General features: G+C 71.7%; 25 protein-coding genes. 12 read left to right on the forward strand and 13 right to left on the reverse strand.

Translation table 11 applies throughout. The features are described from left to right. The 6 genes from ABZ215_RS13300 to ABZ215_RS13325 form a co-directional block, all read right to left on the reverse strand. On the reverse strand, nt 1-545 hold a 545-nt coding region (locus tag ABZ215_RS13300), incomplete at its 3' end, for a manganese catalase family protein (protein ID WP_354949661.1). A gap of 63 nt (nt 546-608) precedes the next feature. Next, nucleotides 609-2645 (reverse strand): alpha/beta fold hydrolase, encoded by a 2037-nt coding sequence (locus ABZ215_RS13305; RefSeq protein WP_354949662.1) that lies wholly within the window; start codon nt 2643-2645, stop codon nt 609-611. A 45-nt stretch (nt 2646-2690) separates the two neighbouring features. Then, nucleotides 2691-3659, reverse strand: coding sequence for a helix-turn-helix transcriptional regulator (locus ABZ215_RS13310; protein WP_202961491.1), 969 nt, complete (start codon nt 3657-3659; stop codon nt 2691-2693). Between the two features lie 218 nt (nt 3660-3877). Continuing rightward, complete coding sequence (locus ABZ215_RS13315) at nt 3878-4495, reverse strand: hypothetical protein (RefSeq protein WP_020422931.1); 618 nt, start codon at nt 4493-4495, stop codon at nt 3878-3880. Nucleotides 4496-4555: 60 nt separating this feature from the next. Further along, nucleotides 4556-5413, reverse strand: coding sequence for a DMT family transporter (locus ABZ215_RS13320; RefSeq protein WP_039792044.1), 858 nt, complete (start codon nt 5411-5413; stop codon nt 4556-4558). A 78-nt stretch (nt 5414-5491) separates the two neighbouring features. Beyond that, nucleotides 5492-6229: a polyprenol monophosphomannose synthase gene (locus tag ABZ215_RS13325; RefSeq protein ID WP_020422933.1), complete on the reverse strand. Its 738-nt coding sequence runs from the start codon at nt 6227-6229 to the stop codon at nt 5492-5494. A gap of 171 nt (nt 6230-6400) precedes the next feature. On the opposite strand from ABZ215_RS13325, the gene ABZ215_RS13330 reads away from it, so the two are divergent. After that, nucleotides 6401-7198 carry a hypothetical protein gene (locus ABZ215_RS13330; RefSeq protein WP_020422934.1) on the forward strand — a complete coding sequence of 266 codons (798 nt, stop codon included), beginning with the start codon at nt 6401-6403 and terminating at the stop codon, nt 7196-7198. A gap of 15 nt (nt 7199-7213) precedes the next feature. Further along, complete coding sequence (locus ABZ215_RS13335; protein WP_354949663.1) at nt 7214-8587, forward strand: aminotransferase class V-fold PLP-dependent enzyme; 1374 nt, start codon at nt 7214-7216, stop codon at nt 8585-8587. Here the strand turns inward: ABZ215_RS13335 and ABZ215_RS13340 are convergent. Genes ABZ215_RS13340 through ABZ215_RS13350 form a run of 3 tightly spaced genes read right to left on the reverse strand, consistent with a single transcriptional unit; the run spans nt 8575 to nt 11049 of the window. Beyond that, nucleotides 8575-9378, reverse strand: a complete 804-nt coding sequence (locus tag ABZ215_RS13340) for a methyltransferase domain-containing protein (RefSeq protein ID WP_020422936.1) — start codon at nt 9376-9378, stop codon at nt 8575-8577. The genes ABZ215_RS13335 and ABZ215_RS13340 overlap by 13 nt on opposite strands. 11 nt (nt 9379-9389) lie before the next feature. Next, a complete protein-coding gene (locus tag ABZ215_RS13345) occupies nt 9390-10502 on the reverse strand; it encodes a cytochrome P450 (RefSeq protein WP_354949664.1) in 1113 nt (370 codons plus the stop codon). 52 nt (nt 10503-10554) lie between these two features. Continuing rightward, entirely contained in the window at nt 10555-11049 is a 495-nt protein-coding gene (locus ABZ215_RS13350) for a DUF4396 domain-containing protein (protein WP_354949665.1), read from the reverse strand. Between the two features lie 124 nt (nt 11050-11173). On the opposite strand from ABZ215_RS13350, the gene ABZ215_RS13355 reads away from it, so the two are divergent. Continuing rightward, nucleotides 11174-11326, forward strand: coding sequence for a hypothetical protein (locus ABZ215_RS13355; protein WP_354710687.1), 153 nt, complete (start codon nt 11174-11176; stop codon nt 11324-11326). A gap of 8 nt (nt 11327-11334) precedes the next feature. On the opposite strand, the gene ABZ215_RS13360 is transcribed toward ABZ215_RS13355, so the two are convergent. Continuing rightward, complete coding sequence (locus ABZ215_RS13360; RefSeq protein WP_354949666.1) at nt 11335-12555, reverse strand: MFS transporter; 1221 nt, start codon at nt 12553-12555, stop codon at nt 11335-11337. A gap of 80 nt (nt 12556-12635) precedes the next feature. On the opposite strand from ABZ215_RS13360, the gene ABZ215_RS13365 reads away from it, so the two are divergent. Both ABZ215_RS13365 and ABZ215_RS13370 read left to right on the forward strand, forming a co-directional pair. Continuing rightward, nucleotides 12636-13187, forward strand: coding sequence for a TetR/AcrR family transcriptional regulator (locus tag ABZ215_RS13365; protein ID WP_354949667.1), 552 nt, complete (start codon nt 12636-12638; stop codon nt 13185-13187). 41 nt (nt 13188-13228) lie between these two features. Further along, on the forward strand, nt 13229-13858 hold the full coding sequence (locus ABZ215_RS13370) for a TetR/AcrR family transcriptional regulator (protein ID WP_027936608.1): 630 nt from the start codon (nt 13229-13231) through the stop codon (nt 13856-13858). A 497-nt stretch (nt 13859-14355) separates the two neighbouring features. Here the strand turns inward: ABZ215_RS13370 and ABZ215_RS13375 are convergent, their stop codons facing one another. Next, nucleotides 14356-14880, reverse strand: coding sequence for a TetR/AcrR family transcriptional regulator (locus ABZ215_RS13375; protein WP_084506224.1), 525 nt, complete (start codon nt 14878-14880; stop codon nt 14356-14358). Nucleotides 14881-15020: 140 nt separating this feature from the next. Between ABZ215_RS13375 and ABZ215_RS13380 the strand changes: the two genes are divergently transcribed. The 3 genes from ABZ215_RS13380 (at nt 15021) to ABZ215_RS13390 (ending at nt 16709) form a co-directional block, all read left to right on the forward strand. Further along, nucleotides 15021-15881 (forward strand): SDR family NAD(P)-dependent oxidoreductase, encoded by an 861-nt coding sequence (locus tag ABZ215_RS13380; RefSeq protein WP_354949668.1) that lies wholly within the window; start codon nt 15021-15023, stop codon nt 15879-15881. A 237-nt stretch (nt 15882-16118) separates the two neighbouring features. Continuing rightward, nucleotides 16119-16265 (forward strand): hypothetical protein, encoded by a 147-nt coding sequence (locus ABZ215_RS13385; RefSeq protein WP_354949669.1) that lies wholly within the window; start codon nt 16119-16121, stop codon nt 16263-16265. A 225-nt stretch (nt 16266-16490) separates the two neighbouring features. Continuing rightward, nucleotides 16491-16709 (forward strand): hypothetical protein, encoded by a 219-nt coding sequence (locus ABZ215_RS13390; RefSeq protein WP_354949670.1) that lies wholly within the window; start codon nt 16491-16493, stop codon nt 16707-16709. A 75-nt stretch (nt 16710-16784) separates the two neighbouring features. Here ABZ215_RS13390 and ABZ215_RS13395 read toward each other — a convergent pair whose 3' ends face one another. Further along, nucleotides 16785-16988, reverse strand: coding sequence for a DUF397 domain-containing protein (locus tag ABZ215_RS13395; RefSeq protein WP_354949671.1), 204 nt, complete (start codon nt 16986-16988; stop codon nt 16785-16787). Beyond that, nucleotides 16985-17887, reverse strand: coding sequence for a helix-turn-helix transcriptional regulator (locus tag ABZ215_RS13400; RefSeq protein ID WP_354949672.1), 903 nt, complete (start codon nt 17885-17887; stop codon nt 16985-16987). Before ABZ215_RS13400 ends, ABZ215_RS13395 begins: the two co-directional genes overlap by 4 nt. A 182-nt stretch (nt 17888-18069) precedes the next feature. Here ABZ215_RS13400 and ABZ215_RS13405 point away from each other — a divergent pair, with 182 nt between their 5' ends. From ABZ215_RS13405 to ABZ215_RS13420, 4 genes are read left to right on the forward strand one after another with little or no spacing between them, the layout of a single operon-like run. Next, the gene (locus ABZ215_RS13405) at nt 18070-18474 is read left to right on the forward strand and encodes a hypothetical protein (RefSeq protein WP_354949673.1); all 405 of its coding nucleotides are present in this window, start codon (nt 18070-18072) and stop codon (nt 18472-18474) included. Continuing rightward, nucleotides 18471-18680, forward strand: coding sequence for a DUF3039 domain-containing protein (locus tag ABZ215_RS13410; protein WP_354949674.1), 210 nt, complete (start codon nt 18471-18473; stop codon nt 18678-18680). Before ABZ215_RS13405 ends, ABZ215_RS13410 begins: the two co-directional genes overlap by 4 nt. Further along, entirely contained in the window at nt 18677-18913 is a 237-nt protein-coding gene (locus tag ABZ215_RS13415) for a hypothetical protein (protein WP_354949675.1), read from the forward strand. The genes ABZ215_RS13410 and ABZ215_RS13415 overlap by 4 nt, the downstream gene beginning before the upstream one ends. Beyond that, entirely contained in the window at nt 18910-19161 is a 252-nt protein-coding gene (locus tag ABZ215_RS13420) for a hypothetical protein (RefSeq protein ID WP_354949676.1), read from the forward strand. The genes ABZ215_RS13415 and ABZ215_RS13420 overlap by 4 nt, the downstream gene beginning before the upstream one ends. Nucleotides 19162-19309: the final 148 nt, after the last annotated feature.

Consider the following 19309-nt stretch of genomic DNA (forward strand, 5'->3'; position numbering starts at 1 on the left):
TGCACGGTGTCCCGGGCCAGGTTGAACTTCAGCATCTCCTTCACGCCCGGGTCGTCGGTCATGTTGTACAACCGGGCGGTCTGCAGCCGGCCCTGAGCCTCGGCCGCCGCGTTGGCCCGGAAATCCGCCAGCAGGTTCCCCGAAGCCACGATGTACTTGCCGTCCCACGGGGTGCCATTCGCATCCGCGGGAACCGCCCCGCCACCCGACACAATCGCCTGCTGCGGATCCATCCCGCCCAGCACCGCCGCCATCACCGGGTCCTTGGCCGCCTCCGCCGTCGCCGTCGCCGGCGCGCCCTCCAGCAGGCGGGCGACCATCGTGGCCAGCATCTCCACGTGACCGATCTCCTCGGTCGCCGTGTCCATGATCAGGTCTTTGTACTTGCCCTCGACGCGGCAGTTCCAGCCCTGGAACAGGTACTGCATCGTCACCGTCATCTCGCCGTAGGCCCCGCCGATCAGCTCCTGCAGCTTGCGCGCGAAATACGGGTCCGGACGCTCCGGCTTCGCCTCGAACTGCAGGAACTTGGTGTGTCGGAACACGGGTCCTCCCTCGCCGGTGACGATGACGAGGGAGGACTTTCCCGCTCCGGCGGCGTCTAACCGTCAGCCCAGCAGGTCCGGCCGTTCCCAGTCCTTGCCCAGCACGTGCTGCGCGAGGAACGCGAACACCGTGCCGTACCAGAGCTTCGCGTGGTGCGGGGTCAGGATCCAGTGGTTCTCGTCCGGGAAGTAGAGGAACTTGTGCGGTGTCGAGCCGTCCTCGGCGGCCGAGCGGGACACCAGGTCCCACCACAGCCGCAGCCCCTCGCCGATCGGGACGCGGTAGTCCTTGTCGCCGTGGATGACGAGCATCGGCGTGGTGATCTCGTCGGCGAAGCGGTGCGGCGAGTTCGCCTCCGCCATCTCCGGGGTGAGCTCGCGCTGCCAGTAGTAGGTCGCGTCGGTCGTCGGCCCGAACTGGTCCAGCGCCCACAGCGAGGCGTGCGTGACGATCGCCTGGAACCGGTCGGTGTGCCCGGCGACCCAGTTGGCCATGTAGCCGCCGAACGACCCGCCCATCGCCGCCGTGCGGGTCTCGTCGACCGCCGCGTGCTGCTCCGCGGCGTCGGTGAGCGCCATCAGGTCGGTGAACGGCGCCGCGCCCCACGCGCCCCAGCCGCGCTTGATGAAGTCGTACCCGTACCCCGTGGAGATCGCCGGGTCGGGCAGCAGGACGGCGTAGCCCTGCGCCACGGCGAGCCACGGGTTCCACCGCCACTGCCAGGCGTTCCACGAGCCGAGCGGCCCGCCGTGGATCCACAGCAGCAGCGGCGCCGGCGAGCCGGGGCCGGCGTCCCGCGGGAGCGCGAGCCACGCCCGCAGCGGCGTGCCGTCCTCGGCGGTGGCGGTGACCTCGTCGAGCCGTCCGGGGATCTCGGCGTCGAGGCCGAGCGCCTCGGCGGGCCCGGGCAGCGGCTCGATGGCGCCGCCGTCGAGGGCGATCCGCACCGGGGCGGGCGGGTGGTCGACGGCCGAACGCAGCGCGTACACCCACTGCCCGTCCGGGGAGATCCGCGGCTCGCTGTAGGCGCCGTCATCGGCGGTCAGCCGGGTGACATCGCCGGTTGCGGCGTCGACCTTCCACAGCGGCGCCCGGCCCTGGTCGTCGGCGCCGACGACGAGCGCCGAACCGTCCGGCAGCCACCGCGGCGAGTGCGGCCAGCGGTCCCAGCTCTGGGTCAGCGGCCGGAGTTCGCCGCCGGCGAGCGGGACGAGCGCGAGCCAGTAGTCGCCCGGCTCGTGCGGGGTCGAGCGCCGGTAGACGGCGACCGCGACCTGCGTGCCGTCCGGCGAGATCCGCGGCGATTCGTACTCGTGGTCCACGTCGTCGGCCAGCACGCGGCGCTCACCGGTGGCGACGTCGATGGCGACGACGGTGGGCCGCTGCGAGCCGCCCGCTTCGGGAACCGTCCAGGTGGTGACGACGGTGCGCCCGTCCGGCGAGACGTCCCACGCTGCCTCGTCGGTCAGCGCACGCCCCGCGTGCCCGGTGAGGTCACGCAGCTCCAGCCGCTCCTCCCCCGCAGGCACCCCGTCGGCGACGACCAGCCGGGTGCGGTCGGGGCCGAGGTCGTGGTCCCAGAAGCGGATGGGGTACTCCTCGTGCAGGATCGCCGACACCCCGGCGTCCTTGCGGGCCTTGCGGATCTCGGCGTCGTGGTCGGCGCTCGTGGCCGAGGGCATCATCGGCGCCCCGGCCAGCACCGTGCCGGCCTCCGCGGCCACCGCGACCCCGCGCACACCGCCGGCCGGCGCCGCGATCACGCGGGCGTCCCCGCCGGACGCGGGCTGCAGCCACAGCGCGCTCTTGGGGCCGTCCTCGCCTTCGGCCTCGGAGTCGGGCCGGGCCGAGACGAACAGCAGGTCGCCGGACGGGGTGAAGGCGGCGCCGGACTCGCCTTCGGCGCTGCGGGTCAGCCGCCGCGCCGGGCGCTCGCCGTCGGGGTCCACTTCCCACAGCGCCGTGGTGTAGCGGTTCTTCTTCAGGTCGGGCGTCGCCACGCCGACGACGAGTCGGCGGCCGTCCGGGGAGAGCACCAGCCCCGACAGCCGCGGGAGGCGGACGTAGGCGTCGAGGTCGGCGAAGGCATCGTCGGTCACTTCGCCTTCATACCACCGATGACCGACGGTTTCGCGGCTTTTCGATCAGCCGCCCAGTGCCCGCGCCAGCAGGGTCCGCCGGTTGCGCACCGAGGTCTTGCCGAAGATCGACTTCAGGTGGTCCTGGACGGTGTGCTCGGACAGGAACATCCGGCGGGCGAGGTCCCGCGTGTCGCTGCCGTGGGCGAGGTGTTCGAGCAGTTCCCGCTCGCGGGTGCTGAGCCCGAACGCCCGGCCGAACAGGCCGACCCGCTCGGCGGGCGCGGACTCCTCGATCGTGACGGCGATGTCGCGGACGATCCGCGCGGCGCGCAGCGTGACCCACCGCCCGTCGGCGAGGTGCACCCGGGCCGCCGGGCGGTGGCCGTCGACGCCGGCCTCGTTCGCGAGGAGCTGGGCGGCGACGTTGTAGGCGCCGGCCGGGACCGGCGCCTGCCCGTCGCCGGGCGGGACGAGGACGCGCAGGTACTCGGCGGTGTCCGGGGTGTGGCCGAGGACGTCGAGGTCCGGCGACAGCAGCAGCACGACCGGCCCGGACCGGGCGGGGAGGCCATCGCGCGCGACGAAGGTCTCCGCCTGCGCCCGGCGCAGCTCGGCGGTGACCGGCTCGAGGATCCGGGTCAGCGTCCGGGTCTCGGCGTCGGTGAAGGGCCGGGACCGCCACAGGTCGAGGAACGCCCAGACTCCGAACCGGTCGGCGAACACCACCGACGCGACGTCGGCGACGCCGTGCCGGTTGAGCATCTCGCGCCAGAGCAGGCTGCGGGCGGGGTTGCCGCCGGTCGCGGTGTGCAGGGTCGCGACGGCGCCGGGGCGCAGGGCCGTCCAGCGGTTGACCGGGGTGAGGTACTTGAGCCGGATCAGGCGGGGCAGCTCCGGCAGGCATGGGACGTCGGCGAGCGGGGCGGTGCCGACCGCGGTCTCCGGGTCGGTCAGCGGCCAGGCGTAGGCGTCGAAGCCGACCCTGCGCCGGATCTCGCCGAGCACGCGCAGCCGCACCGCTCTCGCGTCCACGTGGTCGAGTCTAAGACCCCAGGAAGCTGGGATGTGCGCCACGACGCGGAATTCCTACCGTCGCAAGCGTGGCGAGGAGGAATCATGGCCATCTTGCACATCGAACACTCGATTGTGGATTTCCCGCTGTGGCAGGCGGCGTTCGACCGGTTCGCCGAGGCGCGCAGCCGGGCCGGCGTGCGCGGTCACCACGTGTCCCGCCCCGTCGGCGATCCCCACTACGTGGTGGTCGACCTGGAGTTCGGCTCGGTGCCCGACGCGGAGGCGTTCCTCGCCTTCCTGGAGCGGGAGGTCTGGTCGTCGCGGGAGAACGCGCCGGCGTTGGACGGCGTGCCGCGCACGCTGATCCTGGAACCGGTCCGCCGGATGCGCCCACCTGGCTTGTAGATCGACAACAGCACCGCCGCCAGCAGGCACGCCGGTGACACGATCGGCGGGAACACCAGGTCCGGCGCCGTCCCGGGCAGGCCGGCCAGCAGCGACTCACCGTAGGCCGCGGCTTCGCCGACGCCCGGGCGCAGCGACACCACCGCCAGCGTCACCATGGCGAGGTTGAGCACCAGCTTGATCGCCACCCACCAGTACCGCACCAGCCCGTACCGGCTGCCCAGCCCCAGCATCACGCCGCTGCCAAGGCACACCAGTCCGGCCACCAGCAGCGGCCACACCGCGAACAGCCGCAGCGCCTGGTAGCACACCGCGGCGAGCGCCGGATCGTCCGTCAGCATCGCGGTGAACACCAGCACCGCCAGCACCACGTCGATCCCGATCCACGCGCCGGCCGAGATGATGTGCGTCGCGAGCCACGCCTTCCGTCCTCCAGCTTTGAGTCTCATGCCCTCGACTGTCGCGAAAACGGACGTCCCGGGGCATCCGGCGCAGAGCGCGACCTGCGCCTACGCCGCCACGCGTACGCGCCGCGGCTTCGTGCGCGTCAGGCCGACCCCGGCCAGCACCACCAGCATCCCGGCCACGACCCGCGGCGTCACCGGCTCGCCGAGGACGACGGCCCCGAGCGCGACCGACACGACCGGCAGCAGGTACCCGACGACGGCCGCGCCGGTAGGGCCCTCGTCCTCGATGAGCCGGTAGTTGAGGTAGAAGGTGATCCCGGTGCCGAACACGCCGAGCAGGACGACCGCGAGCACCGCCAGGCCGTCGAACCCCGGCCGGGCGCCCTCCAGGGGCAGCGCGAGCGAGGCCAGGCCGGACGCGACGGCCAGTTGCGCGGCCGAGATCGCGACGGGGCCGCCCGTCCCGGCCAGTTTCCGTGCCATGTAAGCGAACGCGATCGCGTAACTCGCCGCCGCGCCCACCAGCGCCAGCGCTCCCCACCCGAACAGCCCGGCCCGCTGCCACGGCGCGAAGATCAGCAACACCCCGGCGAAGCCGAGCAGCAGCCCGCCGAGCCGCGCCGGGTGGATCCCGCGTTCGGCGCCCAGCACCAGCCCGATGAGCAGTGACCACAGTGGAGTGGTCGCGTTGAGCACCCCGGCGATGCCGGAGTCGACGGTCTGCTCACCGATGCTGAACAACGCGAACGGCACCGCGTTGCAGAAGAACGCGGCAATGACCAGCCGCCCCCACATCGCCCGCCCGCGCGGCATCCGCTGCCCCGCGATCCGGGCCAGGACGAACAGCACGGCGGCGCCGAGCACGCTCCGCAACACCGCGATCTCGATCGGCGTGAACCCGCGCAGCGCGAGCTTGATCCACAGGAACGCCGACCCCCACAGCAGGGCGAGCACGCCCATCCGCACCCACGTCTTGATCACACCACCAGCGTGCGACCGCGGACACGTCAGAACAAGTGAAAGATTGTGAAGGTTCGTTTAGCTCAGCTTACGGCCGAACAGCAGCTTCCACGGCATCAGCGCCGACTCCAGCTGCACCGCGAGGCTCATCTTCGACACGCCGTCGGCGCGCTCCTCGAACCGGATCGGGATCTCGGCGATCCGCATCCCCTGCTTCACGGTGCGGTAGTTCATCTCGACCTGGAACGCGTAGCCGTTGCTGCGGATCGTGGCGATGTCGATGCGCCGCAACGTCTCCGCGCGCCACGCCTTGAACCCGGCGGTCGCGTCCTTGACGTGCAGCCGCAGGATGGCGTTGACGTAGAAGTTCGCCCACGCCGACAGCGCCTTGCGGTGCCACCCCCACTCGCCCGCGAGCGAACCGCCTGCCACGTAACGGGATCCGAGCACCACGGCGGCGTCCGAGGTGGCGAGCTTGTCGATCATGCGCGGCACGGCCTCGACCGGGTGGGACAGGTCGGCGTCCATCTGGATCACGATGTCCGCGCCCTCGTCGAGCGCCCGGCTGATGCCGGCGACGTAGGCGCGGCCGAGACCGTCCTTTTCGGTCCGGTGCAGCACGCCGATGTGGTCCGGGTGCTCGGTCGCCAGCTTGTCGGCCACGTCGCCGGTGCCGTCCGGCGAGTTGTCGTCCACCACGAGCACGTGCAGGCCGGGCAGCCCGAGGCCGGTCAGCTGGCCGACGAGCTTGGGCAGGTTGTCCCGCTCGTTGTAGGTCGGGACGACGACCGTGACCTTCGGGGAGCTCTCTCCCATGATCAAATCCTTCGTGCGCGGGTGGAGGTTCGGCACCGAACGGTATCGCACCCGATTTCGCACCTCTTCCGGGTAACGCGGACGCCGTTTTCCGGGGTCGCGAGCGGGTACGACGAACCAGCGGCGGCCTCGTGCGTCTGAACTGGCGGGAGGTCCGGGGAGGAGGGGAGCATGCGGAGCAGTCGCGGGGCGCTGCTGGCCCTCGTCCTCGCCGTGGTCGTGGTAGGCGGGGTCGTCGCGTGGATCGCGCTCACCGGGCGGCCGGCGCCCAAGCCGGGGTGCACGGTGACCGCCGCCGACGGCTCGTCCTTCGACCTGACGGTCGAACAGGCCCGCAACGCGGCTACGATCGCCGCCGTCGGCGATCGCCTCGGCATGCCGGACCACGCGGTCACGGTCGCGCTGGCCACCGCGATCCAGGAGTCGCGGCTGCGGAACCTGCCCGGCGGCGACCGGGATTCGGCCGGCCTGTTCCAGCAGCGCCCCAGCCAGGGGTGGGGCGCCTACGAAGAGGTCACCGACCCGGTGTACGCGGCGACGGCGTTCTACGAGCGGCTGCGGGAGCAGCCCGGCTGGGCGGACCTGACGGTGACGCAGGCGGCGCAGCTGGTGCAGCGGTCGGCGTTCCCGGAGGCCTACGCGCAGTGGGAGACCGAGGCGGCGGCGACGGCGGGAGCGCTGACCGGGGCCAAGCCGGGCGCGCTGACCTGCGCGAACCTCTCCCCGGGCGCGCCCGAAGCGGACATCGTGGCGGTCGCCAGGGCCGAGCTGGGCACCGCGGTGCTGAGCGGGCCGCACCCGGCAGCCGAGGGCTGGGCGTTCGCGACCTGGCTGGTCGCCAACGCCACCCGCTTCGGCCTGGACGGCGTCACGTTCGACGGCGTGGCCTGGACGGCGGACTCGGGCGCGTGGACGGCGACCGGTCCCCGCGACGGCGTCCTCAGCCTGCACCGCGCCGCCGCTGGGTGAAACTACGATCGTCGCGTGGCCGACGACCTACTCCCCCGCGCCGCGGCGCTGGGCCGGGACTTCCGCGCCGGGCTGGACGAGCGCCCGGTGTTCCCCCGCGACCTGGACCCGGACGCGGTCCGCGCCGCGCTCGGCGAGCTGCCGGACGGGCCCACCGACCCCGCGGCCGTGCTCGACCAGCTGCGTGAGGCCGTCGAGCCCGCGCTGGTCGCGAGCGCCGGTCCGCGGTACTTCGGCTTCGTCACCGGTGGTTCGCTGGAGGCCGCGGCGGCGGCCGACGTGCTGACCACGGCGTGGGACCAGAACGGCTTCAACGCGCTCACCTCACCCGCCGCCGCGCTGGTCGAGGAGGTCGCGGGCGGGTGGCTGAAGGACCTGCTCGGCCTGCCGCCCACGGCGTCGTTCGGGTTCGTGACGGGTGCGCAGGGCGGCAACACGGTGGGCCTGGCCGCCGCGCGGCACGCCGTGCTGGAACGCCACGGCTGGGACGTCGAGCGGCAGGGCCTGCACGGCGCGCCGCGGGTGCGGATCGTCGCGGGCAGCGGACGGCACGCGACGATCGACCGGGCCCTGCGCCTGCTCGGCTTCGGCACCGACGCGCTCGCCGAGGTGCCGACCGCCCCGTCCGGCTCGATCGACGTCGCCGCGCTGGCCGGCGCACTGTCCACATCGGATGCGCCGACGATCGTGTGCCTGCAGGCAGGCGAGGTCAACACCGGCGCGTTCGACGACTTCCGCACCGCGATCGCGGCCGCCCACGCGCGCGGGGCGTGGGTGCACGTCGACGGAGCGTTCGGGTTGTGGGCGGCGGCGAGCCCGCGGTTGCGGCACCTCACCGAAGGCGTGGCGGAGGCCGATTCCTGGGCGACCGACGGCCACAAGTGGCTCAACGTGCCCTACGACAGCGGCTACGCGTTCTGCGCGCACCCCGCCGCGCACGCGGCCGCGACCTCCTACACCGCCGCCTACCTCGTCGGCGACCGGCCGGAGGCGCTGCGCTCCCCCGGCGACTTCGTGCCCGACTCCTCACGCCGCGCCCGCGGCTTCACCACGTGGGCGGCGCTGCGGCAGCTGGGCCGCGCGGGCGTCGCGGAACTCGTCGAGCGGTCCTGCGCCCTCGCGCGCCGGTTCGCCGCGCGGCTGTCCGAGGGCGGGGCCGAGGTGGTCAACGACGTCGTCCTCAACCAGGTCCTCGTCGGCTTCGGCGACGACACGCCGCAGGTGCTGGAGGCGGTGCAGCGGTCCGGCGAGTGCTGGATGGGCGGCACGGTCTGGCAGGGCAGGCGGCTGATGCGCGTCTCGGTGTCGAACTGGCGCACCACGGAGGCCGACGTCGACCGCAGCGTGGCCGCGATCCTCGCCGCCTGGCGGGAGGTTCAGGGACGCTGAGCGAGCACGCCGAACATCGTCACGGACAGGTGGAAGTCCCCGCGCGCGGCGCCGTCGGCGAGCTCGGCGAGCAGCCGGTCGCCCTGCTCGCGGGTGACCACGCCGTTGCCCACGGCGTGCTGGACCATCATCGGCAGCAGCGTGTCGCGGACCGATTCGTGGTCGGAGATCAGGGCCTGTGAGCCGCGGTCGGCGATCGTCAGCCCGGCCGCGCTGAGCCAGCCCGCGAGCTTGCGGCCTGCGGCGGGTTCGGCGGTCTGCGTGAGCATCCCGGCCAGCACGGCCCGGACGGTGTCCGGGTCGCCGGGGTGGATGATGCCGGTGGCCCAGTCGGTGTCGATCAGCGCGACGCGTCCACCGGGACGCAGGACCCGCACGATCTCGGCGACCGCGCCGGCCGGGTCGGTCAGGTGCTGGAAGACGCGCTCGCACAGCACGGCGTCGAAGGTCGCGTCGGCGAAGGGCAAGGCGGAGACGTCGCCGGGCACGAACCGCGCGGCCGATCCGGCGGCCCGTTCCCTGGCGAGCGCGAGCATGGCTTCGTTGGGATCGAGCCCGACGGCCTCGCCCTCCGGCCCCGCCGCGGCCGCGAGCACCTGCACCTCGGAGCCGGTGCCGCAGCCGATTTCCAGCGCGCGCTCGCCCGGCCGGACGGCCAGGGCATCGTGCGCCCACGCACGCAACCGCCGCACGCCCGGCGTCGCGGCCTGCAGGTCGAGGATCTCGGCCTGCCGCGCGACCACGGCCGGGTCGATCCGGTCGGCTCGGAAGGAGATGTCGGTGTCCGCCACGAGCGCGGATGCTAGTCCGGTGTGGCGACCGCCACGACCAGATTCCGCAATTCGTAGCTGTCGATCTCGGCTTTGATGGTGACCCGCGGCGGGCTCACCATGCGCAGGCCGGGCAGGGCGAACAGGCGGCTGAGGAAGACGTCGGTCTCCAGGATCGCGACGTGCGCGCCGGGGCACTTGTGCGCGCCGTCGCCGAAGGACAGGCCCGGCGCCTCGCACGGCTCGAGGTTGGCCGCGTCGATCCGCACCTCGACGAGCTCACCGGCCGGGATCGTGTCCTCGTCGAGCCGGAGCGGCGCGGTGGTGCGCCGTTTGAGCCCGCCAATGACAGGTTCGGTGCGCAGGATCTCGTGCAGGAGGGCGATCCGCTCGTCCTCGTCCGCTTCGCGGTAGCGGGCGCGCAGGGCGTCGTCGGTGAACAGGTGCCAGGCCGCGACGGACACGAACTCGCGGGTGGTGACCATGCCCGCGGCGGCGAAGGTGAGGCACTCGCCGAGGATTTCGCCCGCCGAGCAGCCCTCGTCGAGCAGGTGCGAGATGAGGTCGTCGCGGCGGTGGTGGCGCCGGGCGCGCACGGCCGGGCGGACGTCGGCGACGTAGATGGCGAGCCAGTTGCGCATCTGGCGGAAGAACCAGCGGATCCCGGTCAGGCTGGTGAAGCCGGGCCGCCCGAACTCCTCGGGGAAGAACCGGTCCAGCCGGCGCTGGATGCCCGGCCTGCTCTCGGTGAGGCCGACGACCTCGGACGCGACGCCGATCGCGAGGCCGAAGGCCAGGTCGGGCAGTTCGGCGTGCCCGGTGCGGGTCAGCCGCGCCAGTTGCTCGTCGGCGATGCGGGCCATCAGGTCGCGGTAGTGCTCGCTGACGCGGCGGGGCGTGAAGAAGCGGGCCGTTTGGCGGCGGTGTTCGCGGTGTTCCGGGCCGTCGCGGTAGAGCACGGGGCGGCGGAACCGCGCCGGCAGTCTGTCGACCGTCTCGATGCCGAGGCCGGCCTGCACGGTGCCGCCGCTGCGCAGCACCGCGCGGGCCTGCTCGTAGCCCGTCACCCGCCAGGTCCCGTCCGGGCCGCGCCGCACCGGGCAGCCGTCCCCGGCCGGGCCGCGGTCGATCTTCCGCCCGCCCACGGGATCAAGACAACACGACCGGCCGGGCGGCCGACAGGGCCGCCCGGCGCAGTCAGTGGTGGTACTGGTGGACGACCGCGTGCCCCTTGCCGCGCCCGATCATCCACTTGTTCACCGGCCAGGTCAGCACGAACGCCACGGCCAGCGAGAACGCCAGCGCGCCCCAGAACAGCCAGCTGCCCGCGCCCGCGTCCATCGCGCCCGGCACGCTGACCATGATGAGGTTGTCCACGATCTCCATCACGGTGATCGAGATCGTGTCGGCGGCCAGCGCGACCTTCAGCGCGGCCCGGAAGGGCACGCCCGTCTTCAGCACCCCGCGCATGGTGAGCGCGTACCCGAAGACGAACGCGAGCGCGACGGCGAGGGCCACGGTGGCGACGCCGTGCAGCCCGAGCGCGGTGCCGATGACCATGCCGAGCACCTCGCCGATGGCGCAGCCGGTGAGGCAGTGCAGGGTGGCCTGCGCCGCGGCGGCCCAGGTGGCGGGCGGCCGGTGCGCGGCGTGTTCCGCGTGCCCCGCGTGCTGGTGCGTCGAGTGGTCCATCTCGTTTCCTCCGTTCAATACCCCTAGGGGGTATCACCGGAGTGAACATAACCCTCTTGTCCGGATTGCGCAACACTGGGCGGGTGGAACCTGGGACCGCCTCAGCCGGGACGTCGAGCGACCCGTGCGGGTCCGCTGGCTACACGCGTCCACGAGTCGCGCCGCGCTCGGCGAAGCGAACTTCGCCAAAATCGTCGAGATCTTCGAGAGCGCCGCACGGGAAGACCGTGAACACAACGCGCCGCAGAGGCTGGAGTTCGAGCTGGTCGACCCCTGACCACGCGATCACCTCCGCGCGGCGCGCACCGACTGGGCGATCACCGCGAGCACGGCCAGCCCGCCCACGGCGAACCCGTAGACGATCGCGGTCGGCCGCAACCCGGCCGAAGTCGCCGCGAAGCCCGCGATCACCGCCGGGATGCTGAACGCGAGGTAGGACACGACGTAGACCACCGCGAACAGCTCGCCCCGTTCGGCGGGCGCGGCCAGGCGCGCGAGCGTGCCGAAACTGGCCAGCGCCGAGGCCCCGAACCCGATCCCGGACACGACGGTCCCGGCGACGGCGAGCACGACCAAGTCCGCCAGCACACCCGCCAGGGTGATGCCCATGCCGGTCGCCAGCAACGCGGCGCCGGCCTGCAGCACCACGCCGACCGGGGCCGTGCGCAGCACCAGCGAGGTCAGCGCGCCCGTCCCGCACAGCAGGGTCACGACGAGCCCGCCGACGAGGTGGTTGGACAGCCCGAACAGCCCGGCCGCCACCGACGGCCCGAGCGACAGGTACAGGCCGCCGAGCGCCCAGCTGGAGATCAGAATCGGCACCAGCGCGAACAGGTCCGGCCGCAGCCGCGCCGGGACACCGAGCCGCGGGGTGAGCGAGGCCAGCGCGCCGGGGCGACGGGCGGAGGTCTCGGGCAGGCCGGCGGTCAGCAACAGCGCGACGACCATGCCGGCGAGCAGGAGCGCGTAGACGAGGTGCGTCGGGGCGGGCGCGAACTGGACGAGCGCGCCGCAACCCAGAGCGCCGAGGGCGAGCCCGCTCGTCGGGGCGACGCTGCTGATCACGCCGGCGCGACCGGGCGCGTGCGGCGGGTTCAGGTCGACCAGCGTCGCGCCGAGCACGGACATGGCCGCACCGGTGGCGACGCCCTGCACGACGCGCGCCGCGAACAGCGCGGAGACGTCCCCGGCGACCAGGAACAACACGAGCGAGACGGCTTCCCCGACGATCGCCGCGGCCAGCACCGGCCGCCGCCCGACGTGGTCCGACAGTGCGCCGACGACCAGCAGCGACGCGATCAACCCCAGGACGTACACCGCGAAGACCACGGTGAGCGTCATCGACGAGAAGCCCCATTCCTGCTGGTAGACGACGTAGAGCGGGGACGGGACGCTGGAGGCGGCCATGAACAGCACGAAGATCACCGCGACCGCCGTGAACGCCATCGGGTGCGGCAACCGGGCTCTCGGACGGACCGCGACGGCGACGGCGGGGGAACTCGACATCAGCACTCCTCGGAAAAGCAAAGATCGATGCGTTAGGACGACCATAGCGCAAACGCAACGATCGATGCGATAATTTCTCCATGTCCGTCACCACCAGCACAACCCGTCCCGGCGGCCGGTCCGCGCGGGTGCGCGCCGCCGTGCACCGCGCCGTCGTGGAGTTCCTGGCCGAGCACCCCGCGGAGGCGCTGACGCTGCCGTTGATCGCGACGCGCGCGGGCGTTCACCCGACCACCCTGTACCGGCGGTGGGGGTCGGTCGCGGAGTTGATGGCGGACGTGGCGAGCAGCCGGTTCAGTGGCGACATCGTCGTGCCGGACACCGGTTCGCTGCGCGAGGACCTGCGGCGGTGGGCGTCCGACGTGGCGACCGACCTGGCCGACCCGGACGTGCTGGCGATCATGCGGGCCGCGATCGGTTCCGGCCCGGACGGCGGCTGCGCGTGCACCGCGGACCGGCACGCTCAGCTCACGGCGATCCTCGATCGCGAACGTTCCCGTGGCGGGACCGCGCCGGAGACCGCGCACGCCGCGGACGTCCTGCTCGGGCCGCTGTACTACCGGGCGATCTTCGCAGGTCAGCCCGCGGATCCCAGCTGGACGACCGAGCTGGTCGACACGCTGCTCAAGTAATCCGGTTGCGCCTTGTTACTCGGGCGAGTAACTTTTTACTCATGCAGGTAATCAATGAGGTGCAGCCGGACCTGGGCCTGAGCCCGGCCGAGGAGGCGCGCCGTTCGCAGATCATCGCGGCGACCCTGGCGACGATCTCGGAACTGGGGTACCGCCGGACGTCGTTCGCACGCATCAAGGAGCGCGCGGGCCTGAGCAGCACGCGGTTGATCGGCTACCACTTCGGCACGAAGGCGGGGCTGATGCAGGCGGTGGTGACGACGGCGCTGAGCATCCGGGACCGGTACCTGGAGGAGCGGGCCGGCGACACGACCGACCGGGCCGCGATGCTGCGCGCGCTGATCGAAACGGAGGTCACGTTCGTCCGCGACCACCCCGAGTGCGTCCGGGTGCTGCGCGAGGTGGCCGCGAACGCGGACGACCCGGACGGCTGGCCGGTGGCGGGCCCGCTGCTGAGCGGTTTCCGGACGGGCCGCATCGAGCGGCTGCTGTCCCAGGGGCAGCGGGAAGGCGCCTTCGGTGAGTTCTCACCGGAGGTCGCGGCCCGCACGATCGCGCAGAGCATCGACGGCGCGATCCAGGCCTACACCGAAAACCCGGCCCTGGACCTGGAGTCCTACGGGCGGCAACTGGCGGACTTCTTCGAACAAGCCGTAGCGGCGAAGAACTGAGGCGTTCCCGTTCGCGGGCTCTCCGGAGCCCGCGAACGGACCTCGACGCGTCACCCCCAGCCGGCTCGCGCGTCTGCGACACCTCACGCAAATCCACCCTTCAGCAAGGCGGGCATGACGCACCGCTGCGGCAGCCCCTCCGAAAGGGCCCATCGCGTCAGTGTCACGCCTCCGCGCCCCCACCCTGCGATACCCACCGCCGATCCTCCTCGCGCCCACCCCTCAGAGCGACCACGACCGCGCAACCCCTTCCCCAGCACCCCCCGTCGCGTCAGGGCCGCAACCCGGACAACGCTATCTCCACTACCCAATCCGACCTGGCACCCCTCAAAGCGACCACCACCACCGCAAGGCGTTCCCCGCCCCGCACCCCCGTCGCGTCAGGGCCAACCCAGACAACGCCGTCTCCACCACCAGATACGACCTCGCACCCCTCAAAGCGACCGCCACCACCGCACGGCGTTCCCCGCAAACCCCTTCCCCGCAACCGCGTCAGGTCAGGGGCGCAACCCGGACAACGCCGTCTCCACCACCTGGTCCGCGAACTCCACCGTGAGCGGCCCGCGCTGCATCCAGCGCACCGTCACCGGCCCCCAGATCACGTCCACCGCCACGTCCAGGTCCACATCGGACAGCTGCCCGGCTTCCACCGCCTTGCGCAGCCGTTCCTTCTTCAGCTCCCGCACCGGCTCGTCGAGCCGCTCCGAGTACATCCGCGCCAGCTCCGGATCGTGCATGATCTCCGAGCTGAGCGCGCGCATCGTGAGGTCGAAGCGCTCGTCGGTCAGCTCCTGGACCGTCGCGCGCAGCACCGTCTTCAGGTCCGCCTCCAGGTCGCCGGTGTCCGGCAGCCCGCTACCGTCCCCTTCGGACAGCATCAGGAACGCGTCCAGCAGCACCGCCCCCTTCGAGGGCCACCAGCGGTAGATCGTCTGCTTCCCGACGCCCGCCCGCGCGGCGATCCCTTCGATGCTCAGCTTCGCGTACCCGACTTCACCCACCAATTCGAACGCGGCAGCCAGGATCGCCTGCCGCGAGCTCTCGTTGCGACGACTCGCATCTGGCACGTTCCGAGACTACCACAACTCAAGACGAGACGGTCCGTCTTGACAGCTCGGAAACCGAGACGCTACGGTTCGTCTCACAACGAAAGGAGCCCCAGATGACCACCACCTCCCCTTCCCGCGTCTGGTTCATCACCGGTGCGAGCCGCGGCCTCGGTCGCGCCTTCACCGAAGCCGCCCTCGATCGCGGTGACCGGGTGGTCGCGGCCTCCCGCACCATCACCGCCGAGGCGACCGACCGGCTGCTGCCCATCCAGCTCGACGTCACCCGGCGCGATGACGTGTTCCGGGCCGTCGAGCAGGCCATCGACCACTTCGGCCAGCTCGATGTCGTGGTCAACAACGCGGGCACGCTGACCATGGGCATGGTCGAGGAGTTCACCGAGGACCAGGCCAGAGCCGCACTGGAGACGAACTTCTTCGGCGCGCTCTGGGTGAGCCAGGCCGTGCTACCGGTGATGCGGCGCCGGCAGTCCGGCCGCATCCTGCAGATTTCGAGCATCGCCGCGCTGGGCGGGTTCCCGATGACCGGTCTCTACAGCGCGAGCAAGTTCGCCCTGGAGGGCATGAGCGAAGCGCTGGCGCGGGAGGCGGCCACGTTCGGCGTCAAGGTCAGCATCGTGCAGCCCGGCGGCTACTGGACCGACCTCTACACCGCACCCGCGATGGCGTCGCCGGTCGACGAGTACGCACCGCTGCGGCAGGAACTGGAGCGGCAGTGGTCCGAGGGATCGGTCGACAGCGATCCGGCGCTGGCCGCCGAGGCGCTGCTGAAACTCGTGGACAGCGAGGATCCGCCGCTGCGCCTGCTGCTCGGCAGCATGGTCTACGACCTGGCGCAGGACCTCACGCGGCAGCGCCTGGACGGCTGGGCTGCCTGGGAGGAGGTGAGCCGCGCGGCCGAGAAGGCGATCCCGATGCCGGTCACACCAGGAAGGTCCCAGACAAGTAGCCATTGACCTGCCCGACTGCCCCCGAATGTGGGGCAGAGATGGGGCAGACATGGCAGACCACCTACAGCCAACGTTCACGCCCAGGCGGATCTTGGCCCTACTGGTTCTCGTTCCGATCGTGGCGGCCGTGACAGCCGTCGCACTCCAGGTCACGTCCGGCGGCCACGCGTTCGACGCTCCTCTCGCGCCGAGCGACCACGGGCACGACGGATCGGTCATCGTCCGCTGCGTCGGGGACTGCCGATGAGACGCGCTCTCGCCGCGGCCGCCGCGATCGCCGCCGTCATCCTGATCACCGCCCTGTCCGCGCTCGGTCCGGAGCCGGCCGCCCCGCGCTGCGAGATCCCCGGCCACCAGCGGACCACGGTCGTCGAATGCGAGCCGCGATGAGCGACGCCCCGCCTGAACCCGCCGGTCGAGCAGTCATGTGCAGACTTCGTGCGGTCGTCTACGCGGCACTCGACGTCGCCGTGGCGGTCGTCGTGACGGCGACACCGTCACTCTTCCCGCGGCTCAACCCGGCTGTAACGGTTCGACCACAGCACGCGACAGCGGGAAACGTCAGGGCCGTCGCACACGACACCTGAGCTGATCAGGAAGGGACGGGTTCCGGTAATGGCGAACAAGCCGGGGATATCGAACAGGTACACGCGGGTGCTCGGGTACGCGGCGCTCGTGCTCATCGCGGTTGGGGTCTTCTCGGTGGTCATCCAGACCACGCAGGCCGACCCGCACAGCCCGACGCACACCAACAACACGGTGCTGTGGATCGGTCTCGCCGTCGGCGTGGCTTGGCTCGTCGTGAAGGCCGTACTGCGCGAGCGGAGATCCTAGGCGCGGCCACCAGCATCGAGCGACAGAAGGCCCCGGCGTCCTACTGCGACGCCGGGGCCTCCTCGTGGCGCGGGTTCAGTCGAACTCGCCGGCCTTCACTCCCGCGATGAACGCGTCCCATTCGCCCTTGGTGTAGGCCTGAGTCACGCCGGTCTTGCTGTCCAGGACCACCCGGCCGCCCCCGGGCAGGTCACGCACGTACACGCAGTTGTCGTTGTTGGTGCTGAAACTGGACTTTCGGAATCCCTCGGGGATGTCGTGGGTCTGCTCTATGCTCATGCCGTCGTCTCCATCTCGTTGGCGATTTCGGCGATGAGCTCGGCGGATGCGGCCGGGCTCATCGCCACCTTCCTCCCCTGTCCCGGCTCGCCGCGCTTGCGCTCGCTCTCGCCGCCGAGCATGAAGCGCACGGCGTCCCGGTACAGCTCAAGGTCGGCCTCTTCGTGCAGGAACAGGCCCGACCGGCGGTTCTCCAGGTTCACGACGGGCTGCTCGCCCTCGATCAGCGTGAACGGACCTTCAAGGGCCGGGTGCCAGCCGCTGTCGAATGGCAGCACGCGGATTTCGACGTTCGGCAGCGCGCCGAGCTCGTTGAGGTAGCGCAGCTGACCGGCCATGATCTGGCGGCTTCCGATGACCTGGCGCAGCGCGGCTTCGCCGATGATCGCGGTCAGGTTCGCGGGATTGCGGCGAGTGATGACGTCGCGGCGACCCACGCGCACCGCGACTCGGGTTCCGAGTTCGTCGGCTGGGACGCCGCCCTCGATCATCAACGCGCGGATGTAGTCGCTGCTCTGCAGGAGTCCGGGGATGAGCAGGGGCGAGACGGCGACGATGTGCTTGGCCGCGTCCTGAAAGTCGATCAGGGCCGACAGCATCGCGCGCTGCTCGGGGAGCGTGATCGCGAGCCATCGCGGCTCGTCGGTCCCGTCGGCGAGAGCGATGACCTCCTCACGGCGCTCGCCCTGCACGCCCAGGGCGTCAAGGAGACGCTTCACGTCGTCGACGTGCGGGGTCCGCTCGCCCTTCTCCCAGCGGCTGAGCGTGCCGGCATGTTCGTAGCCGGCCTTCTCGGCGAGGGCGCGCAGCGTCAGGCCGTTCTCGGTGCGCAGGTTCGTGAGCGCGGTTCCGAGCGCGTGCCGCTTCGCCGTCTTGTTTCCAGCCACGGCGAACAGCATATGGCACGTCAACGGCTGAAGGCACGACCCCTGAGGCCGCAGTTGCGTGATCTGTTTCCGCGTGTTTCCATTGAACCGGTAACAACGGAGACGGTTGGAAACATCCGCTCCGGCCAGCACTTTACTACTGGAGGTGACCGGTGAGCGGCCAAGGATGGGTCACGAAACTCCTCACCGCAGCCGTGACGGAGTCAGGGGACGCCACTCAGGTCGCCGCCGGGGTCATCGACACGCAAGGCGGCGCGCAGCTCGCGTTTCAGATCGACGGCGCCGACGAGGTGATCCTGCCCGGGCTCGAATCGGGTGGCGAGCACATCAACAACGTGCGCGAGGCGGCGATCGAAGCCATGCGCCGCCAGCGCGGCACGAACACCACACGCGGCGAGCTTCCGTTCCCGACCGCGGCGCGGACCAAGGCCGGCGCAACGACCCGCGTCGTTGCTGGTGTCGTCGACGTCCGGGTGTTCTTCCAGGTCGGCGGCGGAGCTCGCGTGTTCCTCCCCGGTCTGCAGAGCGCCGATGAGCACATCGACAACGTGCGTGAGGCGATGGCCGTGAAGTACGCCCTCGATCGGAAGCGGCCATGAGCGCGCGCCTGTGGTTCCTGCTGCCGTCGTACCGGCCGGTCGTCGGCGGCTACAAGCACCGCACCCGCCTGCACCGCAAGCCCCGGGCGGGAACGGTCGTGCAGCTGCTGTGCGGCGCCAGCTACGTCGTCGCCCGCGAGCGGCGCAAGTCCCCGATCAGCGTCTGTCAGGGCTGCGAAGCCGCTCACCAGGGAGCCGAGCGATGAACGACCGGAATGAGCTGCTGGCCCGCGAGTACACCGACGGGCACCGTCACCGCTACCTCGCCCGCGAGCTCGGCGACCCGCGGCTGACCTTCGTCTCGCCGGTGTGCGAGCTGAACAAGCCGAACCCGGAGAAACACCTGCGCGAGCAGGTCGCCAACGCCTACAACAGCGGCCCGTGGTGTCCGTGCTGCGCACGCATCGTCGTCTACGTGGAGAAGGGAGCGGGCTCGTGAGCCACGAACCCACCGACGAGGAGCTGGTGCACGCCATGCACGCTCTCGGGAAAAGGCTCGCCACCCTGGTCAGCGTCTACGGCCAGGTCGGCAGCTTCGAAGCGGTCCCCGGCCCCGAGATGCTGCGCGCCGTTGCGACCGCGAACGACCAGCTCGCCGCAGCCCTCCGCGCCCGTGCCGACCAGATCGACGCACCCGTCCTCGACGGGTACCTCACCGACCAGGTCCCGGCGTTGCCGCGTCGGTGACCGGCCCGCGCTCCCCCACCGCCCCCATTGGGGTTGAGCGCGGGCCTCCCAAGCCCCCGGCCGGCGCGCCTCCCCAAGGAACCACCCCACGCGCCGGCCGGGCCCCGCCCCCACCGAAACCCAGGAGGCACGAATGCCCTGCGTGAGC

This window comes from Amycolatopsis sp. NPDC006131 (assembly GCF_040614175.1).
In the GTDB taxonomy this organism is placed as follows: Bacteria; Actinomycetota; Actinomycetes; order Mycobacteriales; family Pseudonocardiaceae; genus Amycolatopsis_E; species Amycolatopsis_E tucumanensis.

Coding starts and splice junctions, on each gene's coding strand:
- ABZ215_RS13315 (WP_020422931.1), bottom strand. CDS start 4,495: ATGAGACTCAAAGCTGGAGGACGGAAGGCGTGGCTCGCGACGCACATC.
- ABZ215_RS13320 (WP_039792044.1), bottom strand. CDS start 5,413: ATGGGCGTGCTCGCCCTGCTGTGGGGGTCGGCGTTCCTGTGGATCAAG.
- ABZ215_RS13325 (WP_020422933.1), bottom strand. CDS start 6,229: ATGGGAGAGAGCTCCCCGAAGGTCACGGTCGTCGTCCCGACCTACAAC.
- ABZ215_RS13330 (WP_020422934.1), top strand. CDS start 6,401: ATGCGGAGCAGTCGCGGGGCGCTGCTGGCCCTCGTCCTCGCCGTGGTC.
- ABZ215_RS13350 (WP_354949665.1), bottom strand. CDS start 11,049: ATGGACCACTCGACGCACCAGCACGCGGGGCACGCGGAACACGCCGCG.
- ABZ215_RS13360 (WP_354949666.1), bottom strand. CDS start 12,555: ATGTCGAGTTCCCCCGCCGTCGCCGTCGCGGTCCGTCCGAGAGCCCGG.
- ABZ215_RS13365 (WP_354949667.1), top strand. CDS start 12,636: ATGTCCGTCACCACCAGCACAACCCGTCCCGGCGGCCGGTCCGCGCGG.
- ABZ215_RS13370 (WP_027936608.1), top strand. CDS start 13,229: ATGCAGGTAATCAATGAGGTGCAGCCGGACCTGGGCCTGAGCCCGGCC.
- ABZ215_RS13380 (WP_354949668.1), top strand. CDS start 15,021: ATGACCACCACCTCCCCTTCCCGCGTCTGGTTCATCACCGGTGCGAGC.
- ABZ215_RS13385 (WP_354949669.1), top strand. CDS start 16,119: ATGAGACGCGCTCTCGCCGCGGCCGCCGCGATCGCCGCCGTCATCCTG.
- ABZ215_RS13390 (WP_354949670.1), top strand. CDS start 16,491: ATGGCGAACAAGCCGGGGATATCGAACAGGTACACGCGGGTGCTCGGG.
- ABZ215_RS13395 (WP_354949671.1), bottom strand. CDS start 16,988: ATGAGCATAGAGCAGACCCACGACATCCCCGAGGGATTCCGAAAGTCC.
- ABZ215_RS13400 (WP_354949672.1), bottom strand. CDS start 17,887: ATGCTGTTCGCCGTGGCTGGAAACAAGACGGCGAAGCGGCACGCGCTC.
- ABZ215_RS13410 (WP_354949674.1), top strand. CDS start 18,471: ATGAGCGCGCGCCTGTGGTTCCTGCTGCCGTCGTACCGGCCGGTCGTC.
- ABZ215_RS13415 (WP_354949675.1), top strand. CDS start 18,677: ATGAACGACCGGAATGAGCTGCTGGCCCGCGAGTACACCGACGGGCAC.